This is a genomic window from Alicyclobacillus suci, from assembly GCF_017329615.1.
GTDB lineage: Bacteria > Bacillota > Bacilli > Alicyclobacillales > Alicyclobacillaceae > Alicyclobacillus > Alicyclobacillus suci.
In genome coordinates, this window is record NZ_JAFMTW010000019.1 from 11959 (window position 1) to 35140 (window position 23182).

Here is a 23182-nt window from a genome sequence, read left to right on the forward strand (position 1 = left end):
GAACGGCGGTGAAAATGATTTTAAAACGTGGATTGCGAAACCGCTGGCTTTGGCTTAGCTCGTTGGCCGTATTGTGTGCGTGGCTTTTTGGCGGAACGGTTTGTTTCGTCCACGCGGCGACGAATAGTTCCTCTATCGTTCCCGGTGTCAACTTGAGTATTGGCAGCGGCAGTGGTCCGAGTTCCGTGGCGGACACGGTGAAGATTATTTTACTGTTGACTGTCATGACGCTGGCACCCGCTGCGTTAATTCTCATGACTTGTTTCACGCGCGTAATAGTTGTTTTGTCGTTTATTCGCAATGCGCTGTCGCTACAGACGACCCCGCCGAACCAAGTCCTGATTGGACTGGCGTTGTTCATTACCATGTTCGTGATGGAGCCAACGCTGCAGCAGGCGAACAAGCAAGCTCTGCAACCGTACTTGAACGGCAAAATATCGCAGACGGTGGCGATGCAACGCGCGGAACTGCCATTTAAGGTGTTTATGGAGAAGCAGACGCGGGTGACGGATTTGGAGTTATTTATGCAATATCGGCACGAGCAAATACCCAAGGATGTCACGAAACATCCACAGTCCATTCCGCTCAGCGCTCTGGTTCCGGCTTATACCATCAGCGAGTTGAAGACGGCCTTCCAAATTGGCTTTATGATTTATCTTCCGTTCTTGGTCATCGATTTAGTTGTCGCCACGACGTTGATGTCGATGGGCATGATGATGTTGCCGCCGGTGGTCATTTCACTTCCGTTTAAAATTCTTCTGTTTGTCATGGTGGATGGCTGGTACCTCGTCGTCAAATCGCTATTGGCAGGATACGCGACATAGGCCGAAGGGGGTTGTACGCAATGAGCGATGGGTTTGTCATGGGGCTTGGGGCGCAAGTGATGTGGCTGGTGGTCAAACTCACCGCGCCAGTGTTGCTGTTAGGACTGGCAGTGGGGCTTTTGATTAGTATTTTTCAAGCGACGACACAGATTCAGGAACAGACGCTCGCATTTGTGCCGAAAATCGTCGCGGTGATGGTCGCGCTACTGGTGTTTGGGCCGTGGATGCTCACCAATCTGACAGATTTTACGAGTAACATTCTATCGAACTTAATGAGTTACGTGATGTAGTTCGATGAATTACGTACTCGAGCACTTTAACTTGTTTCTGTTAGTGAGTTTGCGCACCATCGCGTTTATTGCGGCTTCGCCGCTGATGTCGATGAATGTGTGGCCGCGACTGGCCAAGATCAGTTTGGCGTTTGGATTGGCGTATATTGCAGCGCCTAGTATCGACACGAGGGTGCCGGATATTTTAAACAATCCTGGTCAATTCGTTGTCGACGGCGTGATGGAAGCTGTCATCGGCTTGTTGCTGGGATTTATCGCGACGCTGGTCTTTTCAGCGATAGCCATCGCGGGGCAGGCTGTCGATATTCAAATTGGTTTTTCGATGGCTCAACTTGTCGCGCCGGGATCGACCACTCAGATGGGCATCATGGGCAATGTGTACAATCTCTTGTTCACGCTGTATTTTCTCGGGATGGGTGGCCTGGATGGGTTGATGCTGGCGGTGTTACAAAGTTTCACCATCGTACACATTGGCGCATTTCAGTTGCCGAGCGATTGGCCCGGATTTCTGCTCAAGCTGATGGGACTTGTGATGTCGATGGGCGTGGAATTGGCGGCACCGTTACTTGCGGCACTGTTTTTGAGCGATGTGACGTTTGCGTTCTTATCGCGCGCGGTTCCGCAGATGAACGTGTTTGTCGTCGGTCTGCCAGTCAAGTTGTTTGCTGGACTCGCGATGTTTGCCATCGTCATGCCCGGTACGGTCTACTTATTCAATCAGATTTTTTCGTTTGTGTTTCGCGAATTACAAGTAGTCCTGCAAGCGATAGGGGGGTGACGCGGCGTGATGGACTTACAACTTCAGCGGTTTGCTGACAGCGGAGACAAAACCGAGCGCGCGACGCCGAAGCGCCGCGAAGAAGCACGCCGCAAGGGCAACGTCTCGCGTAGTCCAGAACTCACATCCGCGCTTGTACTTGCAGCCATTTTGGTGGCGCTTCGCTTCACCGGATCGATGATTTGGGGGAGTTGGCAGTCGTTGATGGAGCGGGACTTGACAATGCAAGTGCCGTCGCAATGGACGACGAGTACGGTCACGCAGTTGCTTTTGATGCAGGGAGCGATAGCGGTGAAGGCGCTGCTACCGGTGGTTGGCATCGCGCTGTTGATTGGTGTGGCCGTGTCCGTAGCACAGGTGCGCCCGATGTTTGTGCCCATGCTTTTGGCGCCAAAGTTTAGCCGAATTCAACCGCTAGCCGGTCTTAAACGGATGTTTAGTACGCACACGTTGGTTGAGTTGAGTAAGTCGTTGCTGAAGTTGATGTTGATTGGTTTCGTCGGCTATAGCGTAGTCGTGCCCTCCGCGTCGGAAATACGCGGTTTCACACAGGTGGATGTGACGCAACTGCCGTTTGCTGTCGGGGGGATGGTGTTCTCGCTGGGCATTCGTATCGCGGTGTGTATGGTGATGCTTGCCTTCTTTGATTTTCTCTATCAGCGATTCGAGTACGAGCGGGGACTCCGAATGACGAAACAGGAAGTTAAAGATGAAATGAAGCAAATGGAAGGGAATCAGCAGATTAAGGGTGTGATTCGCAGACGTGCCCGGCAACTGGCCTTTCGGCGAATGATGCAAGACGTGCCGAAGGCGGACGTAGTCGTGACCAACCCGACACACTTTGCCATTGCGCTCAAATACGACAGCCAGTCGATGGCGGCGCCGCAGGTCATCGCCAAGGGGGCAGACAACTTGGCGCAGCGCATTAAGGAGCGCGCTGCAGAATTCGGTGTGCCGATGGTCGAAAACAGACCTCTAGCGCAGACGTTGTATCGAGTAGCAGAAGTTGGGGACGCCGTGCCGCAGGAATTGTATCAGGCGGTTGCAGAAGTGCTCGCACATGTGTATCGACTTAAGCAATCGGCAAGGGGGTGAGGATTCATGAAGTTGGCGAAACGGACAGATTTGTTCGTGATGATGTTTGTGCTTGGGATTATCGTCATGATAGTTATTCCGATACCTAAGCCACTGCTCAGCATGTTGATTATCGTCAATATTTTTGTGTCGATGACGATTTTATTGGTTGCCATGAGCACGAAGGAGCCGCTTGATTTTTCGGTCTTTCCGTCGATGCTTCTCATTACGACGCTGTTTCGGCTGACGCTCAACATTTCGTCGACGAGATTGATTTTGGGGCAAGCTGATGCGGGAAGCGTGATTAAGGCGTTTGGCGATTTCGTCATCAGCAACAATGCAGTGGTCGGCTTTATGGTCTTTTTAATCATTATTATCGTGCAGTTTATCGTCATCACGCGAGGTGCTGAGCGCGTGGCGGAAGTGGCTGCACGCTTTACCCTGGACGCGATGCCTGGTAAACAAATCGCGATTGACGCCGACATGAATGCCGGACTCATCACGGAGGAAGAGGCGCGCAAGCGGCGGCAGACGATTGAACGCGAAGCGGATTTTTATGGCGCGATGGACGGTGCTTCAAAGTTTGTCAAAGGTGACGCGATTGCGTCGATGCTGATTGTCGGCATCAATATCGTCGCCGGGTTCATCATTGGCATCGCCATGCACCACATGCCGTTTCAACAGGCCCTTAGCACCTATACGCTCTTGTCCGTCGGCGACGGCTTGGTCAGTCAGATTCCGGCGCTTCTGTTGTCCACAGCGACAGGACTTATGGTTTCGCGCGCGGCTTCCGAAGACAACTTGGGGACAGACGTGGTGTCACAGGTGTTTGGTTATCCGCGTGCCCTGTTCATTGTTGCGATTGTAATCTTTTTACTCGGGGTCGTGACGCCCATCGGCATTCTCCCTGTGCTTCCGGTTTCTGCAGCGGCTGCGATTGGCGGCTGGCGCTTGCAGCAGAAAAAGAAACAGTCGCAAGTGAAGCAGGTTGAGGAGGCGGCGAGATCGCAACAAGCCGAGACGAAGAAACCGGAGAACGTCTTCAACCTGCTCACAGTAGAACCGATTGAGTTTGAGTTTGGTTATGGTCTGATTCCATTGGTTGATAGCAAGCAGGGTGGTGACCTGCTCGAGCGCGTTGTCATGATTCGGCGTCAGTTGGCGATTGAGTTGGGGCTTGTCATTCCGATGGTGCGCATGCGCGACAACATTCAACTAAAACCGACACAATACGCCATTAAGCTAAAAGGGGTTCAAGTAGCAGAAGGAGAAATTGTCATGGGACACTGGTTAGCCCTTAGTCCTGGCGTGGAGAATCCTGCAATTCAGGGTGTCAAAACCAAAGACCCCGCGTTTGGGCTGCCAGCGATTTGGGTCAACCAAGGGATGCGTGTGCAGGCGGAGGCGAACGGATATACGGTGGTTGATCCGCCGTCGGTCATTGCGACACATCTAACTGAAGTTCTCCGTCGACATGCCCATGAACTGCTTGGACGCCAGGAGACGAAGTCCCTCTTAGATCACGTCAAGACGACCAATCCGGCCGCTGTTGACGACGTGTATCCAAATCCGTTGTCGCTGGGTCAGATTCAAAATGTGCTCAGCAACTTGTTGCGGGAGAAAATTTCGATTCGCGACATGGTGACGATTCTCGAAACATTGGCGGATGCGGCTCGGCAAACGCAAGATCCGGACGTCTTGACCGAACAGGTTCGACAGGCTTTGGCGCGTCAAATTTGCAACCAGTTCTCCGTACCGGGTGAACCGATGGCGGTCATTACGTTGTCGGCCACCATCGAGGAGCAGATTCAACAGTCGCTTGTCGAGCGGCCGGGGGGTGCCTTCATCGGGATGGATCCGGCGCAGACTCAACGCGTCATCGCACGGTTGCAGGAGGAGTCTGGAAAGCTTCAGGCGGTGGGTAAAACACCGGTGCTGTTGGTCCATCCGCAGTTGCGCCTGCCGGTGCGCCGGTGGATTGAACGCTATCTGCCCGATGTCGTGGTGTTGTCTTATAACGAGTTAGATCCAACGGTTGAAATTCAAAGCGGCGGCGTGGTGAATCTGTGATGATTGTTCGAAGGTATATTGTTCGGGACATGCCGGAAGCGGTCATGTCCATCCGCAAAGATTTGGGAAAAGATGCGGTCATTCTCAGTACGAAGAAGGTGCGCGTGAAGAAGTGGCTGGGTTTGCGTTGGCAAAAACGCCTCGAAGTGACTGCGGCGGTTGGCGGGGATATCCCATTACATCACGATGTCGTCCGCAATGGTGTTAAGGCGCCTGCGGCACCGGTGCGTGAAGAAACGCGGGAGACTCCCCCTGTCACACGGCCTGAGGCCACAGATGTGTTGGACGAGCCAAGTTTCGGGGCGGCGCTCGCGGGTGCGTTTGGCGCGTATCAAGCGACGGCCGCTGCGATGCAACCTGCGCAACAAGATGGTGGAGTCAAAGCGCCGCAGCAGGTGCCCGTCGTGGAGGATGTCCTAAGGGAACTGGCGTCGCTCAAGGCCATGCTTCAAACGCAAGTGGGCAGCCGGGACAGTGCGTCAGTGGCGAGTGAATGCGAGGGATTTTTGCGAGCGCAAGGCGTCGGCGAGGACGTGGCCCGCCAATGGGCACAAAGGGCGACTGCAAATGACCCTGACGTGCCTATGCCGATTGCGTTGTCGCGCGTGCAGCAGGTGATTTTGGACGAACTAGGTGATCTCGCCATCCCCATGCCCATATCGCAGGAGAGTCGGGTTGTCGCTTTTGTGGGCCCGACGGGTGTCGGGAAGACGACGTCGATTGCCAAAATTGCCGCTTTATACGTGTTGGCTGGAAAGCGCCGCGTCGGGCTGTTGACGACAGACACTTTTCGCATTGCTGCGGTGGAGCAATTGAAGACGTATGCGGACATTCTCGGCGTCCCGATGCTCGTGGTCGATGATGCGCAGGAACTCCCTCTGCGGTTAGCAGAGTTATCGGGTTGTGATTTGATTTTGGTGGACACTGCCGGGAGAAACTTTCGCAAGCCGGAAACGGTGGCGAATACGCAGTCTCTGCTCGGCAGTTTAGCGCCTGATGAAACCATTTTGGTTGCGTCGCTCACTGCGAAACCAGATGATCTCGACGCGCTTGTCACCGCCTGCAATCCGTTTGGTATTGACAAGTTTTTGTTTACGAAACTGGACGAGACGAGCACGGTGGGAAGTATTCCTGCGCTTCTCGCCAAGTACCAGCGCCCGTTGTCCTACGTGACGGTTGGGCAAAACGTGCCGGACGATATTGACATCTTGTCGGTCGAGCAAATCCTTGACAGGTGGCTGGGAGGTGAGGCTGGTGAATGACCAGGCTGCTCGGTTGCGCGCGCGTATGCAGCACGCACCGGGCGATTCTCTCGACGCGCGGCTGCGAGAGAGCGTAGCAAAGGTAATTGCTGTGGGCAGTGGCAAAGGTGGGGTTGGCAAGTCCAACTTTTGCGTCAATTTTGGCATGGGTCTCGCGCGCGAAGGCGTTCGGGTGTTGATTATGGACACGGACGTTGGCTTCGCGAATATTGAGGTGCTGTTGAATGTTACGCCGTCACACAGTCTGTTAGACGCGTTGTCTGGCAGACGCCTAAGCGATATCGTCGAGCATTCTGTCTATGGGCTGTCCTTTATCTCCGGTGGAAATGGGCTGTTTGACAGTTCCACCTTATCCGTCGAGGACTACGGTAGTTTGCTTGCGCAGTTGCACGAGTTGAGTGTGCTATATGACATCGTGTTGCTCGATTGTGGCGCTGGTGTCAATGAGGTCAGCCGTCAACTCATCTCGGCGAGTGACGAATTGATTCTCGTGACCACCCCGGAGCCGACTTCAATGACTGATGCCTACGCGTTTATGAAACTGTTGGTGCAACGAAGTGTTTTACCGCCCACTCGCGTGGTGGTCAATCGGGCCTCGTCGTTTGCGGCTGCAAAACGATCCGCCGAGACGCTGATGAGCGTGACGACACGGTTTCTCGATGTCAATATCGAGGCGTTGGGTTATATTCTCGAGGATGCCGTGGTTAGTGAGGCGGTCATGCGACAGGTGCCAGTGGTGGCTCACGCGGAAAAAAGTCGTGCGGCTTCCTGTTACTTGCAAGTTGCTACCAACTTTGTCCGACGTGATGTAGTGACACCGCGAGTCGGCGTATCCGGTTTTTTCGAACGGCTGTTGGGACTGAGAGCGCGTAAAGGTGGACGGGACAGTGGACACAGCGCCTAATACACATTCGTCTAGGCTGCGCGCGCTGGTGGTCGTCGGTACGTCGACGGGTGGGCCGAAGGCGCTCACTGAACTGTTTCAGGCGCTTCCGGTGATGGCTGGCGTGGCCTGCTGTGTCGTGCAGCACATGCCTGCTGGCTTTACTGCGAACTTGGCGAAGCGGCTCAACGATAGTTCAAAGTGGCACGTGTCGGAGGCAAGAGATGCCGATGTGATTCAACCGGGTCACGTGTATATTGCACCTGGCGGAATGCAAATGCGGGTGCAGGCAGGCAGACCGACGATTGGTTTGTCCATTCGGAAGGAAGAGCCAGTCGGTGGGCACCAGCCCTCTGTCGATGTATTGTTTCACTCTGTGCTGGAATTGGTAGGCCATCTGCAACTGGTCGGTGTACTTTTGACGGGAATGGGGCGCGATGGCGCCGATGGTTTGCTGAAACTAAAGGATTCGGGTGCGTTTACGGTAGCTGAGTCCGAGCGCACTGCGGTGATTTATGGCATGCCGAAAGCTGCGGTGGAGCGCGGTGCAGCAACGGAGGTTGTGCCGCTTTGGCAGATTCCGGACGTTCTCGCGACACACCTACGGCACGGATTAGATTAGTTCCTGGAGGTCGATGATTTGGACACGGCGGATTATCTTGACGCATTTCTAGCAGAGACAGATGAAAATTTAAATGTTTTAAGTGAACTGTGTCTCGTGCTGGAGCAACAGGGCGCAGACGATGACACGTTTGCGGCGATGTTTCGCGCGGCGCACACGCTCAAGGGTATGAGTGCGACCATGGGATTTCAGAAAATGGCCGATTTGACGCACCATATGGAAGATGCGCTTGGGTATTTTCGCCAGCATCCAGAGCGTTTTGACAGTGCTATCGTCGATGTCCTGTTTCAGGCCATTGACGGATTGACAGAGCATGTCGAAGCGATTCGCAATGGTGCGGGCGAAGAGGGGATAGACCATCAGACGGTGCTGGACGCTTTGGCCCGTGCGCAAAATGAAGTCGCGGCGAGTGCGGTAGCGTCTGCCGCGGAAAATGCCTCATTTGCGCCAGAGATGATTGCCATGCTCGAGTCCCTGCAAGCTGAAGGGAACCAGGTGGCGGTCGTCCGCGTTGAACTGACTGCGGATTGTGTCATGAGAGGTGTGCGGATGGTGATGGTCATGCGGGCACTTGAACCGTTCGGCGAATGTCTCGCGACCAGTCCGGATGTTCCGGTACTCGAAGAGGGATCGTTCACTGGCGCCGCAGAATTGGCGGTCGTTTTGCACAATGGCACGTTCGACGCCCTGCGCGCAGCAGTGGCCGACATCGCGGAGGTTGCTCAGGTTGACATCGTACAACTTTCCGACCTGAAAACCGCTGCACAAGCCACCACACCAACCCCGGTAGCGTCGGCTGCCAAACCAGTCGAGCAGGCTTCGTCTGAACAAGCGCCTGCTGCCTCTGCCTCTGCACCCGCACCTGCGTCCGGCGGCAAACAGGCTGCACCTCGCCATCGTGAACAGACGCTGCGCGTGCCGGTTAGTCGTATTGACGAGTTTATGAACGTCTTGAGCGAGTTGGTCATCGCGAGAACTCGGTTGGAGTTGTTGGCGAGGGCGAGTGAAAATCCTGAACTGCGCGAAGTCAGCGAACAGATTGCTAGGTTGTCCGATTCGCTGCAGGATGGTGTCATGAGCATGCGGATGATGCCTGTCGAGTCGCTGTTCCAACGCTTCCCGCGGATGATGCGGGATTTGCAAAAGACGCTTGACCGCGAGTTCGACTTTGAGATGACGGGACTTGAGACCGAAATGGATCGGACGGTTATGGATGAGATGGGTGAGGCGTTGGTTCACCTGTTGCGCAATGCCGCTGATCACGGCCTGGAGTCGCCTGCTGACCGCGAACAACGGGGGAAGCCGCGCAAGGGTGTCATTCGTTTGGCCGCGTATGCTTCTGGCGGCCACGTGTATTTGGAAGTGAGTGACGATGGTCGCGGGATCGATCGCGATAAAGTACTCGCTTCAGCTATCAAGAAGGGCATTGTCGATCCGGCCAAGGCCCCGGCGATGTCCGATGCGCAAGTCTACGACTTGCTGTTTGCCTCAGGTTTCAGTACAGCCGCAACGGTTTCGGATATTTCGGGTCGTGGCGTAGGGCTTGACGCAGTTCGCGGCAAAGTCGAGTCGTTGGGCGGCACTATCCGGATTGAATCGGTTCCTGGTCAAGGGAGTACATTTCTCATTGAATTGCCGCTGACGCTGACCATTCTGCAAGCGATGTTAGTCCGAGTCGGGGACGAGCTGTTTGCGTTGCCGACCAGTGGGATTGAAGAAGTTGCGCGCATTGCGCCGCAGGATGTCGAGTTCGTGCACGAACAGCCGGTCGTCAATTTTCGCGAAGGTGTCGTGCCAATGATTGATTTGGGCGCGTATTTCTTCTCGTCGAAGACGACGACGGAAGACGTTTGGCAGACGGTCATTTGCCGAGAGGGGAAGCGTTATGTGGCGCTGGTGGTTGATGACGTGATCGACGAATTGGAAGTCGTCAACAAACCTTTAGGCAAATATCTGGAAGGCGTCAAGGTGTTTTCCGGCGCGACCATTCTCGGAGATGGTCATGTCGCATTAATTGTCGATTTGCACCAAGTCTTTCAATTGGGTGCCTAAAAAGGAGTTGGGATAAATGGCCGAATTACAGTGTGTGACGATGAGAATTGGCGATGAGTTGTATGGTGCGAGAGTGGAGCAAGTGATGTCTGTCGAGCGCATGCTCGATATTTCGCCAGTGCCTCGTACGCTGAGTTACATAAAGGGCGTGGCGAATTTGCGAGGAACCGTCACGCCGGTGATTGACCTTCGGGAACGCGTTGGCCTGCGAGGTCAGAGTGAAGTAGGGGATGACGCTCGTCGCATTGTCGTCGTCGAGGTCGACGAGATGACGGTCGGGTTGATTGTCGATGCGGTTGAGGATGTGGTCTCGATCGACGAGGCGGCCGTTGAACCGGCACCTGCGGTTGTGGGTGGACTACAGGCGGTTTATTTGGATGGCGTGGCCCGCGTTGGCGAACGGCTGATGGTGGTTCTCAACTTGGAACGTATCCTTTCTGACGTCGAGGTGGCGCAACTTCACGAGGTAGAAAAGCAGGTTCGCGGATGAGTGGCCTAAAACTGGATGAGGTAACGGCGGACGCCCTGTGTGAGTTCGGCAACATCGGGGCGGGGCACGCCGCGACAGCGTTGTCGGTACTGTTACAAGGCCGCATTACGATGTCTGTTACCGCTGCTCGGGTGTGCCCTTTTGCCGACATCGTGGATGTCGTGGGCGGACCCGAAGCCATTGTGGCGGCGGTATTCATCCGGATTGATGGCCAGATTTCCGGCAATATGTTTGTCTTGTTCACGCTGGATACGGCTGACCGCCTGTTAGATCAGTTATTGCCGGTACAGGCGCCGAGGGAGGACTACTCCGACCTCGATTTGTCGGCGATAGCTGAAGTAGGAAACATTCTGACGGGCGCCTACGTGACGGCCATTAGTGACCTGTGTAACATTCAGTTGAACCAATCGGTGCCGTCCGTGGCCATTGACATGGCTGCTGCGGTGCTCGACGTGGGTCTGATGTTGACGGGGTACGAGGACAACGAGGCGATATTGATTAGTTCGACGTTGGCGCAGGGACAGTCTGCGATTCACGGCCACTTTTTCTTGTTGCCGGATGCGGAAGGCATGCAGACGCTCCTTCGAGTGCTACGAAGGGCGGCTTTGCATGAGTGAAGTGGAGCAACAACTTCGAATTGGTATCGCGGAAGGCGCGGTCCTGTATGGCCCCGGGCAGATTGTGACTGCTGGCCTGGGGTCTTGTGTCGGGTTGGTCTTGTACGACGACAGACGAGACGTGGCTGGAATGGTTCACATCATGTTGCCGACTGCGCCGAAACCGAATCCTATACATCCGCAAAAATACGCAGACACTGCCATTCCTTGGTTGTTTGACGAATTGGTGCGCATTGGTGCACAGCGCCCGCATATCAAGGCGAAATTGGCTGGAGGCGCGCAGATGTTTCGCAACCTGCAGACAGAGGCACTGCGAATTGGGGACCGGAATTTGCAGGCGGCAACGGAATTGCTACATGAATTACATATTCCGGTGGTTGCACAAGATGTCGGTGGTCACTATGGTAGAACTGTTCGCTTCGAATTGCCGTCGCGCGTGTTTTTTATCCGCACGGCGAAGGGTGAACAGCGTCAAATTTGATGGATAGGTGAGACGAATTCATGACCACAGCGATTCTTGCCATCGTGTGCATTGTTCTAATTTTTGTATTGTACATCGTTTCTGGCGGCTGGAAGAAGTACGGCGGTTTTCTTGGCGTTTTCAAGTGGCTGTGCGCTGGCGCGCAACTGGGGCCGGTGCAGAATGCAAAACCGATGGCGCGCGTGTCGTCGCCAGTAGACCCAGCGACGGATGAAGCGATTCGAGTGCTCAAAGACATGTATCAAGAGTTTGATGAGCGAACCAGGGCGATTGAGGCTCGTCTGGACAAGCTGGAGGCGTCGCAGCAGTCGCTTGAGCGGTTGCTTAAACCCTTTCTGTCCATGACGTCGCCAGCGCGGCCGATCGCCCAAGAACCCGTTCAGTCGACAGCCGATGATGTAGGCGTCAAAGATGATGGCGCCGTGTCGTCAAAGGCGTCACAAACGATTGCACAAGCGGATGTTCGAGAAACGCCCACGCCGGTTGGCGATGGGGTGCGCGACGACTTATACTATGTCATTTTGGACATGCTCGAGGCCGGTCGTTCAGAAGCGGAGATCGCGTCAGAGCTGAATGTGCAGCCTGAAGCCGTGGATTACGTTCGAGAGATTATGTCGATCCCGGTTCAAAATCGACCATCTGCAGATTTGTGATGGAGATTTGTTGCCTGTTGTAACAGCTTATGCTATATTAGTGTGCGGTGTAATGGCCCACAAACGTGGAGTTCACACGAGTAATGACGATTCGCCTGGTGCTTGGGATACCAAGTTGGTGAATGGAATGAGTTGCTCGGAGGCCAAACTTAAAGGAGGAAACATTGTGGCAATTATCTCGATGAAGCAATTGCTGGAAGCCGGTGTTCATTTTGGACACCAGACGCGTCGCTGGAACCCAAAGATGGCGCGGTACATCTTTACGGAGCGCAACGGTATCTACATTATTGACCTGCAGAAGACGGTTCGCAAGGTTGAGGAAGCATACAACTTTGTTCGCGAATTGGCAGCGTCTGGTGAATCGATTCTCTTCGTCGGTACGAAGAAACAGGCTCAGGAAGCTGTTCGCGAAGAAGCGGAACGTTCCGGGATGTTTTACGTGAATCAACGTTGGTTGGGCGGTACGCTCACGAACTTCAATACGATTCAAAAGCGGATTCGCCGCTTGCAACAGTTGGAGCGTATGCAGGAAGACGGCACGTTTGACGTCCTTCCAAAGAAAGAAGTTATTCTGCTCAAAAAAGAAATGGAACGACTGGAGAAGTTCCTTGGCGGCATTAAGGGTATGACCAAGATGCCAGGCGCGATGTTCATCATCGACCCGCGCAAGGAACGGATTGCGGTTGCCGAAGCGCACAAGCTCGGTATTCCTATCGTTGCAATTGTCGATACCAACTGTGACCCAGACGAAATCGATTATGTGATTCCTGGCAACGACGACGCGATTCGCGCTGTGCGGTTGCTGACAGGGAAAATGGCCGACGCCGTTCTCGAGGGTGCGCAGGGTCAAAGCGAAAGTGAAGAAGAAACCACTGCGTAAATTGTGATGGGGAGGTGGCGGGTGCGTGAAGCTCTCGTCACCTTTTTTGTGTAAATTGCGTTTCCCATTCGACGATTTGGATGCGACTACATAAGGAGGATGTGTGCAAATGGCAGAAATTACGGCAGCAATGGTGAAGGAACTCCGCGAGAAGACGGGCGCTGGCATGATGGATTGCAAAAAAGCGTTGACCGAGGCGGAGGGTGACATCGAGCGCGCAACAGAAGTCCTTCGTGAACGCGGTCTCGCGTCTGCGGCGAAAAAGGCTGGTCGCGTTGCGGCAGAAGGTTTGGTGGAAGCCTATATCCACGCAGGTGGACGCATTGGCGTTCTCGTCGAAGTCAACTGTGAGACGGACTTCGTTGCAAAGAATGAAGATTTTCGCGCGTTCGTGAAGGACGTCGCGATGCACATTGCCGCTGCGAGCCCGCAATATGTTCGCCGCGAAGACGTTCCTTCGGACGTGGTGGAAAAAGAACGCGAAATTCTGCGTGCGCAAACCTTGAACGAAGGCAAGCCAGAACACATTGTCGATAAGATCGTCGAAGGCCGCATCGACAAGTTCTTCAAGGATATCTGTTTGTTGGAGCAGGAATTTGTCAAAGATCCGGATAAGACGGTTGAGACGTTACTGCGCGAAAAAATTGCGACCATCGGAGAAAACATTTCGATTCGCCGTTTCGCACGCTACGTGGTTGGTGAAGGAATTGAAAAGGCCGAAAACAATTTTGTTGACGAAGTGATGGCGCAAGTTCGCGGTTAATACGAATGGCGAGGGAACACACTTGTGTTCCCTCCTCTAGCGTTCGCGCTACGATTCAGGAGACGGAGGGAAGGCCTTGACGACACCGAAATATCATCGTGTGATTTTGAAGCTGAGCGGAGAAGCGCTTGCGGGAGACGCGGGGTACGGTATAGACCCAGTCACCATTGACGACATTGCCCGCCAAATCCAGGATGTCGCTCTGCTAGATGTCCAGATTGCAATTGTGGTTGGCGCCGGGAACATCTGGCGGGGTATTTCTGGCAGTGCACGCGGCATGGACCGAGCGACGGCCGACTATATGGGGATGCTCGCGACGGTATTGAATGCGTTAGCCCTGCAGGATGCCTTGGAGAAAATCGGTGTTGATACACGGGTTCAGACGTCCGTCGAAATGTCACAGGTCGCCGAGCCGTATATTCGACGACGTGCAATTCGTCATTTGGAAAAGGGGCGCGTGGTCATTTTTGCCGGCGGTACAGGCAATCCGTTTTTCTCGACGGATACCACTGCTGCACTGCGCGCAGCGGAAATCGAAGCGGAAGTCATTTTAATGGCGAAAAACGGCGTGGATGGCGTGTACACGGCAGACCCGCAGAAAGATCCATCCGCTAAGAAATATGATGAAATAGGATTCATGCAGGTGCTGAATGAGGGGCTTGGCGTCATGGATTCGACCGCTGCCTCTCTGTGTATGGACAACGATATTCCATTGATTGTCTTTGCGCTGGGTGAGGAAGGGAATATTCGGCGCGCTGTACTGGGCGAAACGATTGGTACCATTGTTGGAAAGGGTGTTTCCCATGAGTGAAGCAGTCATTCAGAACGTTCAAGAGCGTATGGAAAAGGCGTTACAAAACTTGCGACGCGAGTTTGCTTCCGTGCGTGCGGGTCGCGCAACCCCAGCTATGCTGGATAAAGTGATGGTCGAGTATTACGGGGCTCAAATGCCGGTGAATCAGGTGGGGAGTGTGACCTCGCCAGAACCTCGACAACTCGTGATTTCGCCTTGGGAAAAATCTATGTTGGGGGAAATCGAGAAAGCGATTCAAAAGTCAGATCTCGGTTTGAATCCATCCAATGACGGCAGCGTGATTCGATTGGTGATTCCGGCTTTGACGGAGGAACGCCGCCAGGAACTGGTGAAACAGGTGCGGAAGCTCGCGGAAGAGGCGCGCGTGTCGATTCGCAACATTCGCCGCGATGGCAATGACGAGTTGAAGAAAGCGGAGAAAAATGGCGAGATCACCGAAGATGAGGCACGTCGGCTAATGGATAAAATTCAGCAAGTAACAGATAAATCCATTGCACAGGTTGACAGTTTGTTGGAAGATAAGGAGAAAGACGTTACGCAAGTATAACGGAATCATGTCGACTGAGGAGGATGCGAGACTTGTTCAAAGGTTGGGGACGTGGACAACGAGCCAGTGCAACGACAGTCGAGCATCCACCGCTCAAGATCAAGCCTCGTCACGTTGGCATTATCATGGACGGCAATGGACGGTGGGCTCGCAAGCGCGGCCTGCCGAGAATGGCCGGACATCGAGCGGGAATGATTGCGATGCGCGAGGTCATTCGTGCATGTGACGATTTTGGGATTGAGTGTGTTACGTTATATGCTTTCTCTACTGAAAACTGGAAACGGCCGATGCCTGAAGTCGAGTATTTGATGCATTTGCCTGAGCAATTTTTCCGCTCGGAAATCGACGAACTGGTGAGCCGCGGTGTGCGTGTTCGGTTTATGGGAGATACGTCTGCCCTCCCTCCTTACACGCAGGAGACGGTGCGCAATTCGTTGGAACGAACGGCTGAAAATACAGGGATGACGGTGAACTTTGCCCTGAATTACGGTGGGCGTGCCGAACTGATGTCCGCGATGTCTCGGTTCGCTGAAGCGGTGGCGAAAGGCGACCTTGGCGTGGAAGATTTGACGGAGGAGCGATTCGAGTCGTATTTGGACACGGCTGGGTTGCCCCCATTAGACCTCGTCATCCGCACGAGTGGTGAGATTCGCTTGAGTAATTTCTTGATTTGGCAAGCGGCTTACGCTGAGTTGTGGTTTACAGACGTGCTATGGCCGGATTTTCGGAAGGACGATTTATATCAAGCAATCCTCGATTTCGGTGGGCGCAAACGTCGATATGGAGATGTAGAGTAGGTGTCGCATGCTTAAGACACGCGTAATCACAGCAACCGTGGCGGGACTCGTGGTATTGGCGGTGTTGGTCATCGGCAATCCAACTGCGTGGCGGGCTTTGGTGTGGCTAGCCACTGTAGCTGGCGTCGTTGAATTTACCACCATGCACAGAGCAAAATGGTTTGGTCCATTGACACTATATGGGGTACTACTCGTCAGTTTGATAGAGTGGTTCCCGCGTTTTTTTTATCAGCCGGCTGTACTCTTTCTCGTGGTCGCGGTGGTCATTGCGGTGCCGGTCTTCAGTTTGAATCGCGTGCATGTACAATCGATGGCCGTACATACGTTTGGCGCGTTGTATATTGCCGTCGGGGGCTATTCTTTAAGTGAACTTCGGGCAATGCCTGTGGGTTGGTTCTGGCTTTGGCTGTTGTTGATAGCCGTTTGGATGACCGACACGGCAGCGTATTTCGTTGGAAGGTTCGTCAAAGGTCCTAAATTATTGCCAGAAATCAGCCCGAAAAAGACCATCAGTGGTTCTGTGGGTGGAATTTTTGGTGGAGCGATAGGCGCCGTTATCTTCGGTGCGATTGCTTATCCTACATACGCTTTGTGGATTTACGCATTGCTTGGTGCAGTGATTTCCGTATTTGGTCAATTCGGCGATTTGATTGAAAGTGCGTATAAACGGGCGGCAAACGTCAAAGACTCTGGTAAGTTGCTTCCAGGACATGGAGGTATGCTCGACCGGATCGACAGTCTGTTGTTTGCTTCTCCGTTTGCGTTTTGGATCATTGTGCACGGCGTCCATGGCTGGTTCCATTAGGCCATACAGTGGGAGTGGTGCGCGCTCTAGGCCAAATTGAGAGGTGACCCTGACAGATGAAAACCGTAGCGGTGCTTGGTTCGACAGGGGCGATTGGGACGCGAACGCTGGAGGTCGTCGACGCCCTGGGGGGCGAAGTGCGTGTCAGCGTGCTTGTCGCTGGTCGAAATATGTCGGTTTTGGCGGAACAGGTGAAACGATTCCGGCCAGAATTGGTCAGCGTTGCTGATGAGGCGGCGCGAGATGAGTTGATGTTGAAGCTCTCGGGTGCTTTTGAGCCGGAAGTCTTGGTCGGCGACGAAGGCTTGGCGGCGTGTGCCGCATATCCGACAGACGTGGTGGTCAATGCTGTGATGGGTGCGCGCGGCATTCGTCCGGCACTGGAGGCAGTTCGCCGCAAGGCGCGTTTAGCGTTGGCCAACAAGGAGTGTCTTGTGGCGGCGGGGCATTTCATTATGGAAGCCGCCCGTGCGTCTGGTGCCGAAGTGATTCCGGTCGATAGCGAGCATTGTGCGCTGTTTCAGTGTATGTTGGCTGGCAGCTCAGACGAGGTGGAACGGTGGATACTCACTGCGTCGGGTGGACCGTTTCGAACGTTCTCGAAGGAGCAATTGGCGCATGTGACGGTGGCTGATGCGCTTCGTCATCCGAACTGGAGCATGGGGCAAAAGATCACCATCGATTCCGCGACGATGATGAACAAAGGACTTGAAGTTATCGAAGCGCATCATTTGTTCAATGCACCATATGATAAGATCAAGGTGCTCGTACATCCGGAAAGTATTGTTCACTCGATGGTGGAATATGCGGACGGATCTGTGATGGCACAGTTGGCCACGCACGATATGCGTTTACCGATTCAGTATGCATTGACATATCCAGAACGTGTAAAATTGTCGTGGCCGCGACTCGACTTCGCACAGTACAATCAACTGTCGTTTGCTGAACCTGACATGGAACGTTTCCCGGCGTTGCGCCTGGCGATTGAGGCGGGACGAGCAGGTGGCCTCGCGCCGTGCGTGATGAACGCTGCGAATGAAGTTGCCGTGGAAGCGTTTCTTCAAGAGAAAATTGCGTTTACCCAAATTCCCGAGTTGGTGGAAGGGACACTGGAGGCGATGGCGCCAGGTACCGCACAGTCGTTGGAAGAGGTCCTGGCGGCGGATAGGCAGGCGCGGGTGTACGCGCGGCGTGTAGCATACGGGGCATAACAACGACGTAGTAGCGTGAGGCGGCATGTGCAGAAAGTACCTTTACCTTGTCGGAGACCACGTGAGGAGAGGCGGATGTACAGTTGCCTATCATTTCGAATTTGGAGTTCTATGTGAGGGCGGCCATCGCCATCATCTGTGTATTTCTTGTCTGTGTGACACTGCACGAGTTTGGACATTTTTACGTGGCCAAGAAGAGTGGTATTGCGGTTCCAGTGTTTAGCATTGGCTTTGGACCAAAGCTTGTAAAATGGAACCGTGGTGGAACGGAATATTCTATCCGACTGCTTCCGCTTGGTGGATTTGTGCAAATGGCTGGTGAAGCACCGCAGGAGACGTGGTTTCCGATTGGGCAGCGCGTCGCGTATGAATTGGACGACGAGTTGCGGATTATCCGTTTGGGAGATCCCAAGGATCTGAAGCAGGGGTATGTTGGCACGGTTCGTCGCGTCGATTTAACCAATGCGATGGAGATGGCGATTGATACAGCACAAGGCGTTCGTACGTTTCAGGTAAAACCGTACGCGCGCGTGATGTTGAACAAGCGTTCTTCGATTCCCTTGGTGGAGCGGCATGAGCAAATGCTCGGAAAACCCCTCTGGAAGCGGGCTGCGGTGATTCTTGCGGGACCGGTGATGAATTTTCTGTTGGCGGGCGTGTTATTTTCTATCGTCAACGTTTGTATTGGCATCGCGACGACGACCATCGGGCAAGTGGAACCAGGTACGCCTGCGCAAGCTGCGGGGCTAAGAGCGGGAGATCAGATTGTGGAGGTTAACCATCATTCTATCCACAGTTGGGATGATGTGGCTTCCTCTATCCAGTCCAGTTACGCGGCGGACCATGGGAAGCTTAAGCCGCTTGAACTCGTTGTGTCGCGTGCAGGGCAGCCAGAAACCGTCCAGGTCACGCCGAAGGTGGAAAATGGTGGCGCGATTATCGGAATTGAGTCAGCGGTCACGCACAATCCGCTGCGTGCGGTTCCGGCGGGTTTTGTGCAGATGGCTCGCGACACGGTGCTCACGGTACAAGCGTACGGTCAACTGATTTCGCACCATCAGTTTTCCGCCCTGTCTGGTCCAGTGGGAATTGCTGATGTCATCACCCAACAAGCGAAAGTCGGCTTTTGGAATGTGGTGATGATTGCCGGGGTGCTCAGCTTAAACTTGGGGTTGTTTAACTTGATTCCGATTCCGGCGCTTGATGGTGGTAGATTGTTGTTTATGATTATCGAGCTCGTCCGCGGTCGCAAGGTCGATCCGCAAAAAGAAGGATTCGTCCACTTTGTCGGCTTTGCGATTCTGATGTTGTTTGCGGTGGCCATCACGTACCGCGATGTGACGCATTTGTTTTAAGAGAGACAGGGACTGTTTTCGCTTGGGATACCCAAAGGTGAAATCTTGTCCTTGACGCTCGCTAGACACCCTGTAGCGGTTGGTTGGATTCGCATTGCGAAGCGACCGATTGGATGATGAGGGTGTCTGGCGGGCGTTTTTAATTTGGTCGTCTTTTACAGCTTGCCACGGTATAATCATAAAAACGTGGCCTGCTGTCTAAAGTGGCCATCATCAGCCGGGAGGATATGTTGTGGAATTATTTTATCTTGGTCCGGAAGGGACACATAGCCATGATGCCGCGTTGCGACTTCGTGACGCGATGCTACCGAGCGCAACGGTTACCGCTTGCTCAACCATTCCGACGGTCATTGACCGGACACAGAGGGCGGCGGGTGAGGGGCTAGCCTGTGTTCCGATTGAAAACAGCATTCAAGGTGCAGTCGCACAGACGTGGGACACGCTGATGAAATCGGTTGCGGACGGCGTGACGACGCAATCATTGTCAATTTTGGCTGCGTTGACGCTGCCCATTCACCACTACGCCATTTATCCAATTGGCACTTCTTTCAATGACGTCGTTGCAGTCTATTCGCATCCACAGGCGCTTGCGCAGTGCCAACATCACTTGGCGCAGATGTTCCCAAATGCACTACCGGTTGCGACGAATAGTACAGCTGAGGCGGTTCAATATGTCGCAAAAGAGGTGGGGCGTAATGGTATGGCGCAAACATCGGCTGTTGCTATCGCAGGTCGCCGCGCGGCCGAGCGCTACGGCCTGATTGCGTCGGATGACCCTATTGAAGACCAGCCGGGGAATGCGACGCGCTTTGCGTTGGTTGCTCCAGTTGGCAGCGTCGCGGAGGCGAAAGACGACCTTCTGAAGCTCTCAGTACCGGGTGAGTGGGTGCCTGCACCGGAGTGGACGTACACCGAGTACGTCGTCTCGCTGTGCCTACATGGCGTTGCGCATTGTCCAGGTGGCCTTGTCGGGGCGCTTTTGCCTTTTGCCCAAGCTGGTTTAAATTTGGGGCGTGTGGAGTCGCGTCCGGTGGGAGATCAGTTGGGCAATTACGTGTTTTATTTAGATGTGTCTTTTCCACCGCAAACGAACGTCGCGGAGATAACGAATTTCTTGAGTCCGGTCACGAGGCAGTTGGCTGACAACGGGGTGCGCATCGTCCAATTAGGCAGTTATCCAATCTATCAAGTGCAATAGTTTTATATGAAAAAATACGTCCGTGCAGTGAAGTCGCACAGACGTATTTTTTGGCTTTATAGAAGCAGCCGATGGTAGGGGCCAGAACTGTTACTCCATCAGTCTTGACGCTTTTTCTTTTGTGCCCGCTCGCGCTCGCTTTTGTTCAGGATGCGTTTGCGCAGGCGGATGGCGTGCGGTGTGATTTCGCACAATTCATCGTCCTCGATGTACGTCATCGACTCTTCTAATGACAACGTACGAGCGGCTTTCAAACGAACGGTTTCGTCTTTCGTCGCAGAGCGGACGTTTGATTGGTGCTTGGCCTTGGTAACATTGACCGTTAAGTCGTTTTCACGCGTATGTTCTCCGACAATCATACCTTCGTAGACGGGTGTCCCAGGGGTGACAAACATCGTCCCGCGGTCTTCCAAGTTGCCCAGGCTGTACGCTGTCGCATCGCCGGTGTCCATCGAAACCAGTACACCCTGGCGCCTGGTTGTGACCGCACCTCGCCACTCGCCGTACTCGTGGAAGCGGTGGTGCATCGTTCCGTAGCCTTTTGTCAACGTCAAGAACTCTGTCCGGAAACCGATGAGGCCGCGCGTCGGAACGTGAAAGACGAGACGCGTCATATCGCCTTGCTCGCTCGGTTGCAAGTTGACCATTTCGCCCTTGCGGTACCCAAGTGCTTCAATGATAGATCCGACGGCATCGGATGGTACGTCCGCGACGAATTCTTCAATTGGTTCGAGCTTGCGGCCGTTTTCTTCGCGCAAGATGACGTGCGGACGCGAGACGGCGAGTTCGTACCCTTCGCGGCGCATTGTCTCAATCAAGATGGACAGGTGAAGTTCACCCCGGCTGGCCACGAGGAAGACGTCCGCATCTTCTGTTTCCTCGACGCGAAGACTGACGTCAGATTCCAATTCTTGGAACAAACGTTCCCGTAGTTTGCGAGATGTGACGTGTGTGCCATCTTGTCCAGCAAACGGACTGTCGTTCACGCGGAATGTCATTTCCAGTGTCGGCTCGTCAATTCGCAGCAGCGGCAGCGCCTCGGGGACGTTTATGTCGGCGACCGTTTCACCCACCATAATTTCGGGAATGCCGGCAACAGCGACAATATCTCCGGCGCTTGCGCGCTCCACTTCGATGCGGCGCAGCCCTTGGTGTGCGAATAGTTTCACGATGCGCCGTTGCACGACGGTGCCATCGCGCTGAATCAGGGCGACGGTTTCACCTTGACGCAAGACGCCGCGTGCAATGCGGCCAATGCCGATGCGACCAAGGTAGTCGTTGTAGTCGAGCATTGTGACTTGCCATTGAAGGGGTCCTGCCGGGTTGACATCGGGTTCCGGAATATGGTCGATAATGGCTTCGAAGAGCGGAACCATATTTTCGCCTGGAACAGCCGGGTCGTTCGTGGCTGTGCCTTGGATGGCTGAAGTGTAGACGACTGGGAATTCCAGTTGTTCCTCGTTGGCCCCGAGGTCAATCAATAAATCCAACACTTCGTCGACGACTTCGAGTGGGCGGGCGTTGGGCCGGTCCATCTTGTTGACGACGACGACAGGGACGAGACCGGCGCCGAGCGCTTTTTCGAGCACGAAGCGAGTCTGCGGCATGACGCCTTCAAATGCATCCACGACGAGAAGCACGCCGTCGACCATCTTGACGATGCGTTCGACCTCGCCGGAAAAGTCGGCGTGGCCTGGCGTGTCGACCAGGTTGATGCGATAATCTTTATAAGGAATTGATGTTGTTTTCGCGAGAATGGTAATGCCGCGCTCGCGCTCCAGGTCATTTGAATCCATGGCCCGCTCGTTGACCTGCTCGTTGTCGCGGAAGAGTCCCGACTGGCGAAGCAATTGGTCGACGAGGCTGGTTTTGCCGTGGTCGACGTGGGCGACAATGGCGACATTGCGCATCCGGGTTGTCTCGGTATGCATAGGATCCTCCTTCTGTTCGGCACTGCCACATGCACATAAACATGCGCTATAATCTGATCTTAGATGTAGAGTGCCGCTAAAACGATAGCACGAAGCGACGCAGTTGACAATCAAAGGAGTATTTGCAGGCGTTTTCTGTCGATGATATAATATTGACGTTAGGCTTCGTATACCGTGTACGGACAAGAGTGGGGCAATTTCCCACTCTTTGATTTATGCTTGGCACTTTTCGGCGTACGGGTGGCGAAAGCACAAGGAGGATGACGTGTGGCCAAAGAACGTGTGACAGACATTGTGGAGCGATTGGCGCAGCCAATTGCAGAAGCACAGCACGTTGAGCTAGTTGATGTGGAGTACAAAAAAGAAGGTGCCAATTGGTATCTTCGTGTCTTCATCGACAAACCGGAAGGTGTAGACATCGACGATTGCAGCCGAGTCAGCGAGCAGCTGTCTGAACAGCTAGACATCGTGGACCCGATTCCGACCGCGTACTTCCTTGAGGTGTCGTCTCCCGGCGCGGAACGTCCGCTAAAAAAACCTGCGGATTTTGTGCGGGCGGTCGGCGAATACGTACACATTTCGCTGTACGAACCGCTTGACGGACAAAAGGTGTTTGAGGGTTTTTTGCGCAGTTATGAGGAGACGCAGTTAACCTTGGAAGTCCGCATCAAAACGCGGACGAAAGAGGTTGTTATCCCGACTGAGAAGATTGCGCAGGCGCGCCTTGCCGTTCAACTTTAAAGTCCGTGGGCGCATGCCCCGTGCGGTTTCGACATCGATTGTAT

General features: G+C 54.0%; 24 protein-coding genes. 23 read left to right on the forward strand and 1 reads right to left on the reverse strand.

Annotated elements, in window-relative coordinates:
* Window positions 1-14: 14 nt before the first annotated feature.
* The 22 genes from fliP to J3482_RS11090 all read left to right on the forward strand — a co-directional run bounded on the left by fliP (window position 15) and on the right by J3482_RS11090 (window position 20466).
* Window positions 15-824: a flagellar type III secretion system pore protein FliP gene (gene fliP, locus J3482_RS10985; protein WP_146821883.1), complete on the forward strand. Its 810-nt coding sequence runs from the start codon at window positions 15-17 to the stop codon at window positions 822-824.
* Window positions 825-844: 20 nt separating this feature from the next.
* On the forward strand, window positions 845-1114 hold the full coding sequence (gene fliQ / locus J3482_RS10990) for a flagellar biosynthesis protein FliQ (RefSeq protein ID WP_146821767.1): 270 nt from the start codon (window positions 845-847) through the stop codon (window positions 1112-1114).
* Between the two features lie 4 nt (window positions 1115-1118).
* Window positions 1119-1892, forward strand: a complete 774-nt coding sequence (gene fliR, locus J3482_RS10995; RefSeq protein ID WP_146821768.1) for a flagellar biosynthetic protein FliR — start codon at window positions 1119-1121, stop codon at window positions 1890-1892.
* A gap of 9 nt (window positions 1893-1901) precedes the next feature.
* A complete protein-coding gene (gene flhB, locus J3482_RS11000) occupies window positions 1902-2987 on the forward strand; it encodes a flagellar biosynthesis protein FlhB (protein WP_223204027.1) in 1086 nt (361 codons plus the stop codon).
* Between the two features lie 6 nt (window positions 2988-2993).
* Window positions 2994-5036 (forward strand): flagellar biosynthesis protein FlhA, encoded by a 2043-nt coding sequence (flhA, locus tag J3482_RS11005; protein WP_146821770.1) that lies wholly within the window; start codon window positions 2994-2996, stop codon window positions 5034-5036.
* A complete protein-coding gene (gene flhF / locus J3482_RS11010) occupies window positions 5036-6298 on the forward strand; it encodes a flagellar biosynthesis GTPase FlhF (protein WP_206922413.1) in 1263 nt (420 codons plus the stop codon). Before flhA ends, flhF begins: the two co-directional genes overlap by 1 nt.
* Window positions 6291-7202, forward strand: a complete 912-nt coding sequence (locus tag J3482_RS11015) for a P-loop NTPase (RefSeq protein WP_146821772.1) — start codon at window positions 6291-6293, stop codon at window positions 7200-7202. The genes flhF and J3482_RS11015 overlap by 8 nt, the downstream gene beginning before the upstream one ends.
* Window positions 7186-7803 (forward strand): CheB methylesterase domain-containing protein, encoded by a 618-nt coding sequence (locus J3482_RS11020; RefSeq protein WP_206915669.1) that lies wholly within the window; start codon window positions 7186-7188, stop codon window positions 7801-7803. The genes J3482_RS11015 and J3482_RS11020 overlap by 17 nt, the downstream gene beginning before the upstream one ends.
* Before the next feature lie 18 nt (window positions 7804-7821).
* Window positions 7822-9855, forward strand: coding sequence for a chemotaxis protein CheA (locus J3482_RS11025; protein WP_206922414.1), 2034 nt, complete (start codon window positions 7822-7824; stop codon window positions 9853-9855).
* A gap of 16 nt (window positions 9856-9871) precedes the next feature.
* On the forward strand, window positions 9872-10345 hold the full coding sequence (locus J3482_RS11030) for a chemotaxis protein CheW (protein ID WP_021296443.1): 474 nt from the start codon (window positions 9872-9874) through the stop codon (window positions 10343-10345).
* Window positions 10342-10962, forward strand: coding sequence for a chemotaxis protein CheC (locus J3482_RS11035; RefSeq protein ID WP_021296442.1), 621 nt, complete (start codon window positions 10342-10344; stop codon window positions 10960-10962). Before J3482_RS11030 ends, J3482_RS11035 begins: the two co-directional genes overlap by 4 nt.
* Complete coding sequence (locus tag J3482_RS11040; protein WP_021296441.1) at window positions 10955-11443, forward strand: chemotaxis protein CheD; 489 nt, start codon at window positions 10955-10957, stop codon at window positions 11441-11443. Before J3482_RS11035 ends, J3482_RS11040 begins: the two co-directional genes overlap by 8 nt.
* 20 nt (window positions 11444-11463) lie before the next feature.
* Window positions 11464-12096, forward strand: a complete 633-nt coding sequence (locus J3482_RS11045) for a hypothetical protein (protein WP_021296440.1) — start codon at window positions 11464-11466, stop codon at window positions 12094-12096.
* Window positions 12097-12262: 166 nt separating this feature from the next.
* A complete protein-coding gene (gene rpsB / locus J3482_RS11050; RefSeq protein ID WP_021296439.1) occupies window positions 12263-12976 on the forward strand; it encodes a 30S ribosomal protein S2 in 714 nt (237 codons plus the stop codon).
* A gap of 109 nt (window positions 12977-13085) precedes the next feature.
* Window positions 13086-13739, forward strand: coding sequence for a translation elongation factor Ts (tsf, locus tag J3482_RS11055; protein WP_021296438.1), 654 nt, complete (start codon window positions 13086-13088; stop codon window positions 13737-13739).
* 76 nt (window positions 13740-13815) lie between these two features.
* Window positions 13816-14550 carry a UMP kinase gene (gene pyrH, locus J3482_RS11060; protein ID WP_021296437.1) on the forward strand — a complete coding sequence of 245 codons (735 nt, stop codon included), beginning with the start codon at window positions 13816-13818 and terminating at the stop codon, window positions 14548-14550.
* The gene (gene frr / locus J3482_RS11065; RefSeq protein WP_021296436.1) at window positions 14543-15100 is read left to right on the forward strand and encodes a ribosome recycling factor; all 558 of its coding nucleotides are present in this window, start codon (window positions 14543-14545) and stop codon (window positions 15098-15100) included. The genes pyrH and frr overlap by 8 nt, the downstream gene beginning before the upstream one ends.
* A gap of 23 nt (window positions 15101-15123) precedes the next feature.
* The gene (gene uppS / locus J3482_RS11070) at window positions 15124-15897 is read left to right on the forward strand and encodes an undecaprenyl pyrophosphate synthase (protein ID WP_188332125.1); all 774 of its coding nucleotides are present in this window, start codon (window positions 15124-15126) and stop codon (window positions 15895-15897) included.
* A 7-nt stretch (window positions 15898-15904) separates the two neighbouring features.
* Window positions 15905-16702, forward strand: coding sequence for a phosphatidate cytidylyltransferase (locus J3482_RS11075; RefSeq protein ID WP_146821781.1), 798 nt, complete (start codon window positions 15905-15907; stop codon window positions 16700-16702).
* A gap of 56 nt (window positions 16703-16758) precedes the next feature.
* Entirely contained in the window at window positions 16759-17913 is a 1155-nt protein-coding gene (locus J3482_RS11080) for a 1-deoxy-D-xylulose-5-phosphate reductoisomerase (RefSeq protein ID WP_146821782.1), read from the forward strand.
* An 83-nt stretch (window positions 17914-17996) separates the two neighbouring features.
* Entirely contained in the window at window positions 17997-19268 is a 1272-nt protein-coding gene (locus J3482_RS11085; protein WP_146821783.1) for a M50 family metallopeptidase, read from the forward strand.
* A 232-nt stretch (window positions 19269-19500) separates the two neighbouring features.
* Complete coding sequence (locus tag J3482_RS11090) at window positions 19501-20466, forward strand: prephenate dehydratase (RefSeq protein WP_146821784.1); 966 nt, start codon at window positions 19501-19503, stop codon at window positions 20464-20466.
* Window positions 20467-20564: 98 nt separating this feature from the next.
* Here the strand turns inward: J3482_RS11090 and typA are convergent, their stop codons facing one another.
* On the reverse strand, window positions 20565-22397 hold the full coding sequence (typA, locus tag J3482_RS11095) for a translational GTPase TypA (RefSeq protein ID WP_223204007.1): 1833 nt from the start codon (window positions 22395-22397) through the stop codon (window positions 20565-20567).
* 267 nt (window positions 22398-22664) lie between these two features.
* Between typA and rimP the strand changes: the two genes are divergently transcribed.
* Complete coding sequence (gene rimP / locus J3482_RS11100; protein ID WP_146821785.1) at window positions 22665-23138, forward strand: ribosome maturation factor RimP; 474 nt, start codon at window positions 22665-22667, stop codon at window positions 23136-23138.
* Window positions 23139-23182: the final 44 nt, after the last annotated feature.

Excerpts from the sequence above, each read along its gene's own strand:
- J3482_RS11045 (WP_021296440.1), top strand. The coding sequence starts at position 11,464 with ATGACCACAGCGATTCTTGCCATCGTGTGCATTGTTCTAATTTTTGTA.
- J3482_RS11075 (WP_146821781.1), top strand. The coding sequence starts at position 15,905 with ATGCTTAAGACACGCGTAATCACAGCAACCGTGGCGGGACTCGTGGTA.
- J3482_RS11080 (WP_146821782.1), top strand. The coding sequence starts at position 16,759 with ATGAAAACCGTAGCGGTGCTTGGTTCGACAGGGGCGATTGGGACGCGA.
- fliP (WP_146821883.1), top strand. The coding sequence starts at position 15 with ATGATTTTAAAACGTGGATTGCGAAACCGCTGGCTTTGGCTTAGCTCG.
- tsf (WP_021296438.1), top strand. The coding sequence starts at position 13,086 with ATGGCAGAAATTACGGCAGCAATGGTGAAGGAACTCCGCGAGAAGACG.
- J3482_RS11035 (WP_021296442.1), top strand. The coding sequence starts at position 10,342 with ATGAGTGGCCTAAAACTGGATGAGGTAACGGCGGACGCCCTGTGTGAG.
- flhF (WP_206922413.1), top strand. The coding sequence starts at position 5,036 with ATGATTGTTCGAAGGTATATTGTTCGGGACATGCCGGAAGCGGTCATG.
- flhB (WP_223204027.1), top strand. The coding sequence starts at position 1,902 with ATGGACTTACAACTTCAGCGGTTTGCTGACAGCGGAGACAAAACCGAG.
- typA (WP_223204007.1), bottom strand. The coding sequence starts at position 22,397 with ATGCATACCGAGACAACCCGGATGCGCAATGTCGCCATTGTCGCCCAC.
- J3482_RS11030 (WP_021296443.1), top strand. The coding sequence starts at position 9,872 with ATGGCCGAATTACAGTGTGTGACGATGAGAATTGGCGATGAGTTGTAT.
- flhA (WP_146821770.1), top strand. The coding sequence starts at position 2,994 with ATGAAGTTGGCGAAACGGACAGATTTGTTCGTGATGATGTTTGTGCTT.
- fliR (WP_146821768.1), top strand. The coding sequence starts at position 1,119 with ATGAATTACGTACTCGAGCACTTTAACTTGTTTCTGTTAGTGAGTTTG.
- J3482_RS11040 (WP_021296441.1), top strand. The coding sequence starts at position 10,955 with ATGAGTGAAGTGGAGCAACAACTTCGAATTGGTATCGCGGAAGGCGCG.
- frr (WP_021296436.1), top strand. The coding sequence starts at position 14,543 with ATGAGTGAAGCAGTCATTCAGAACGTTCAAGAGCGTATGGAAAAGGCG.
- fliQ (WP_146821767.1), top strand. The coding sequence starts at position 845 with ATGAGCGATGGGTTTGTCATGGGGCTTGGGGCGCAAGTGATGTGGCTG.
- uppS (WP_188332125.1), top strand. The coding sequence starts at position 15,124 with ATGCGAGACTTGTTCAAAGGTTGGGGACGTGGACAACGAGCCAGTGCA.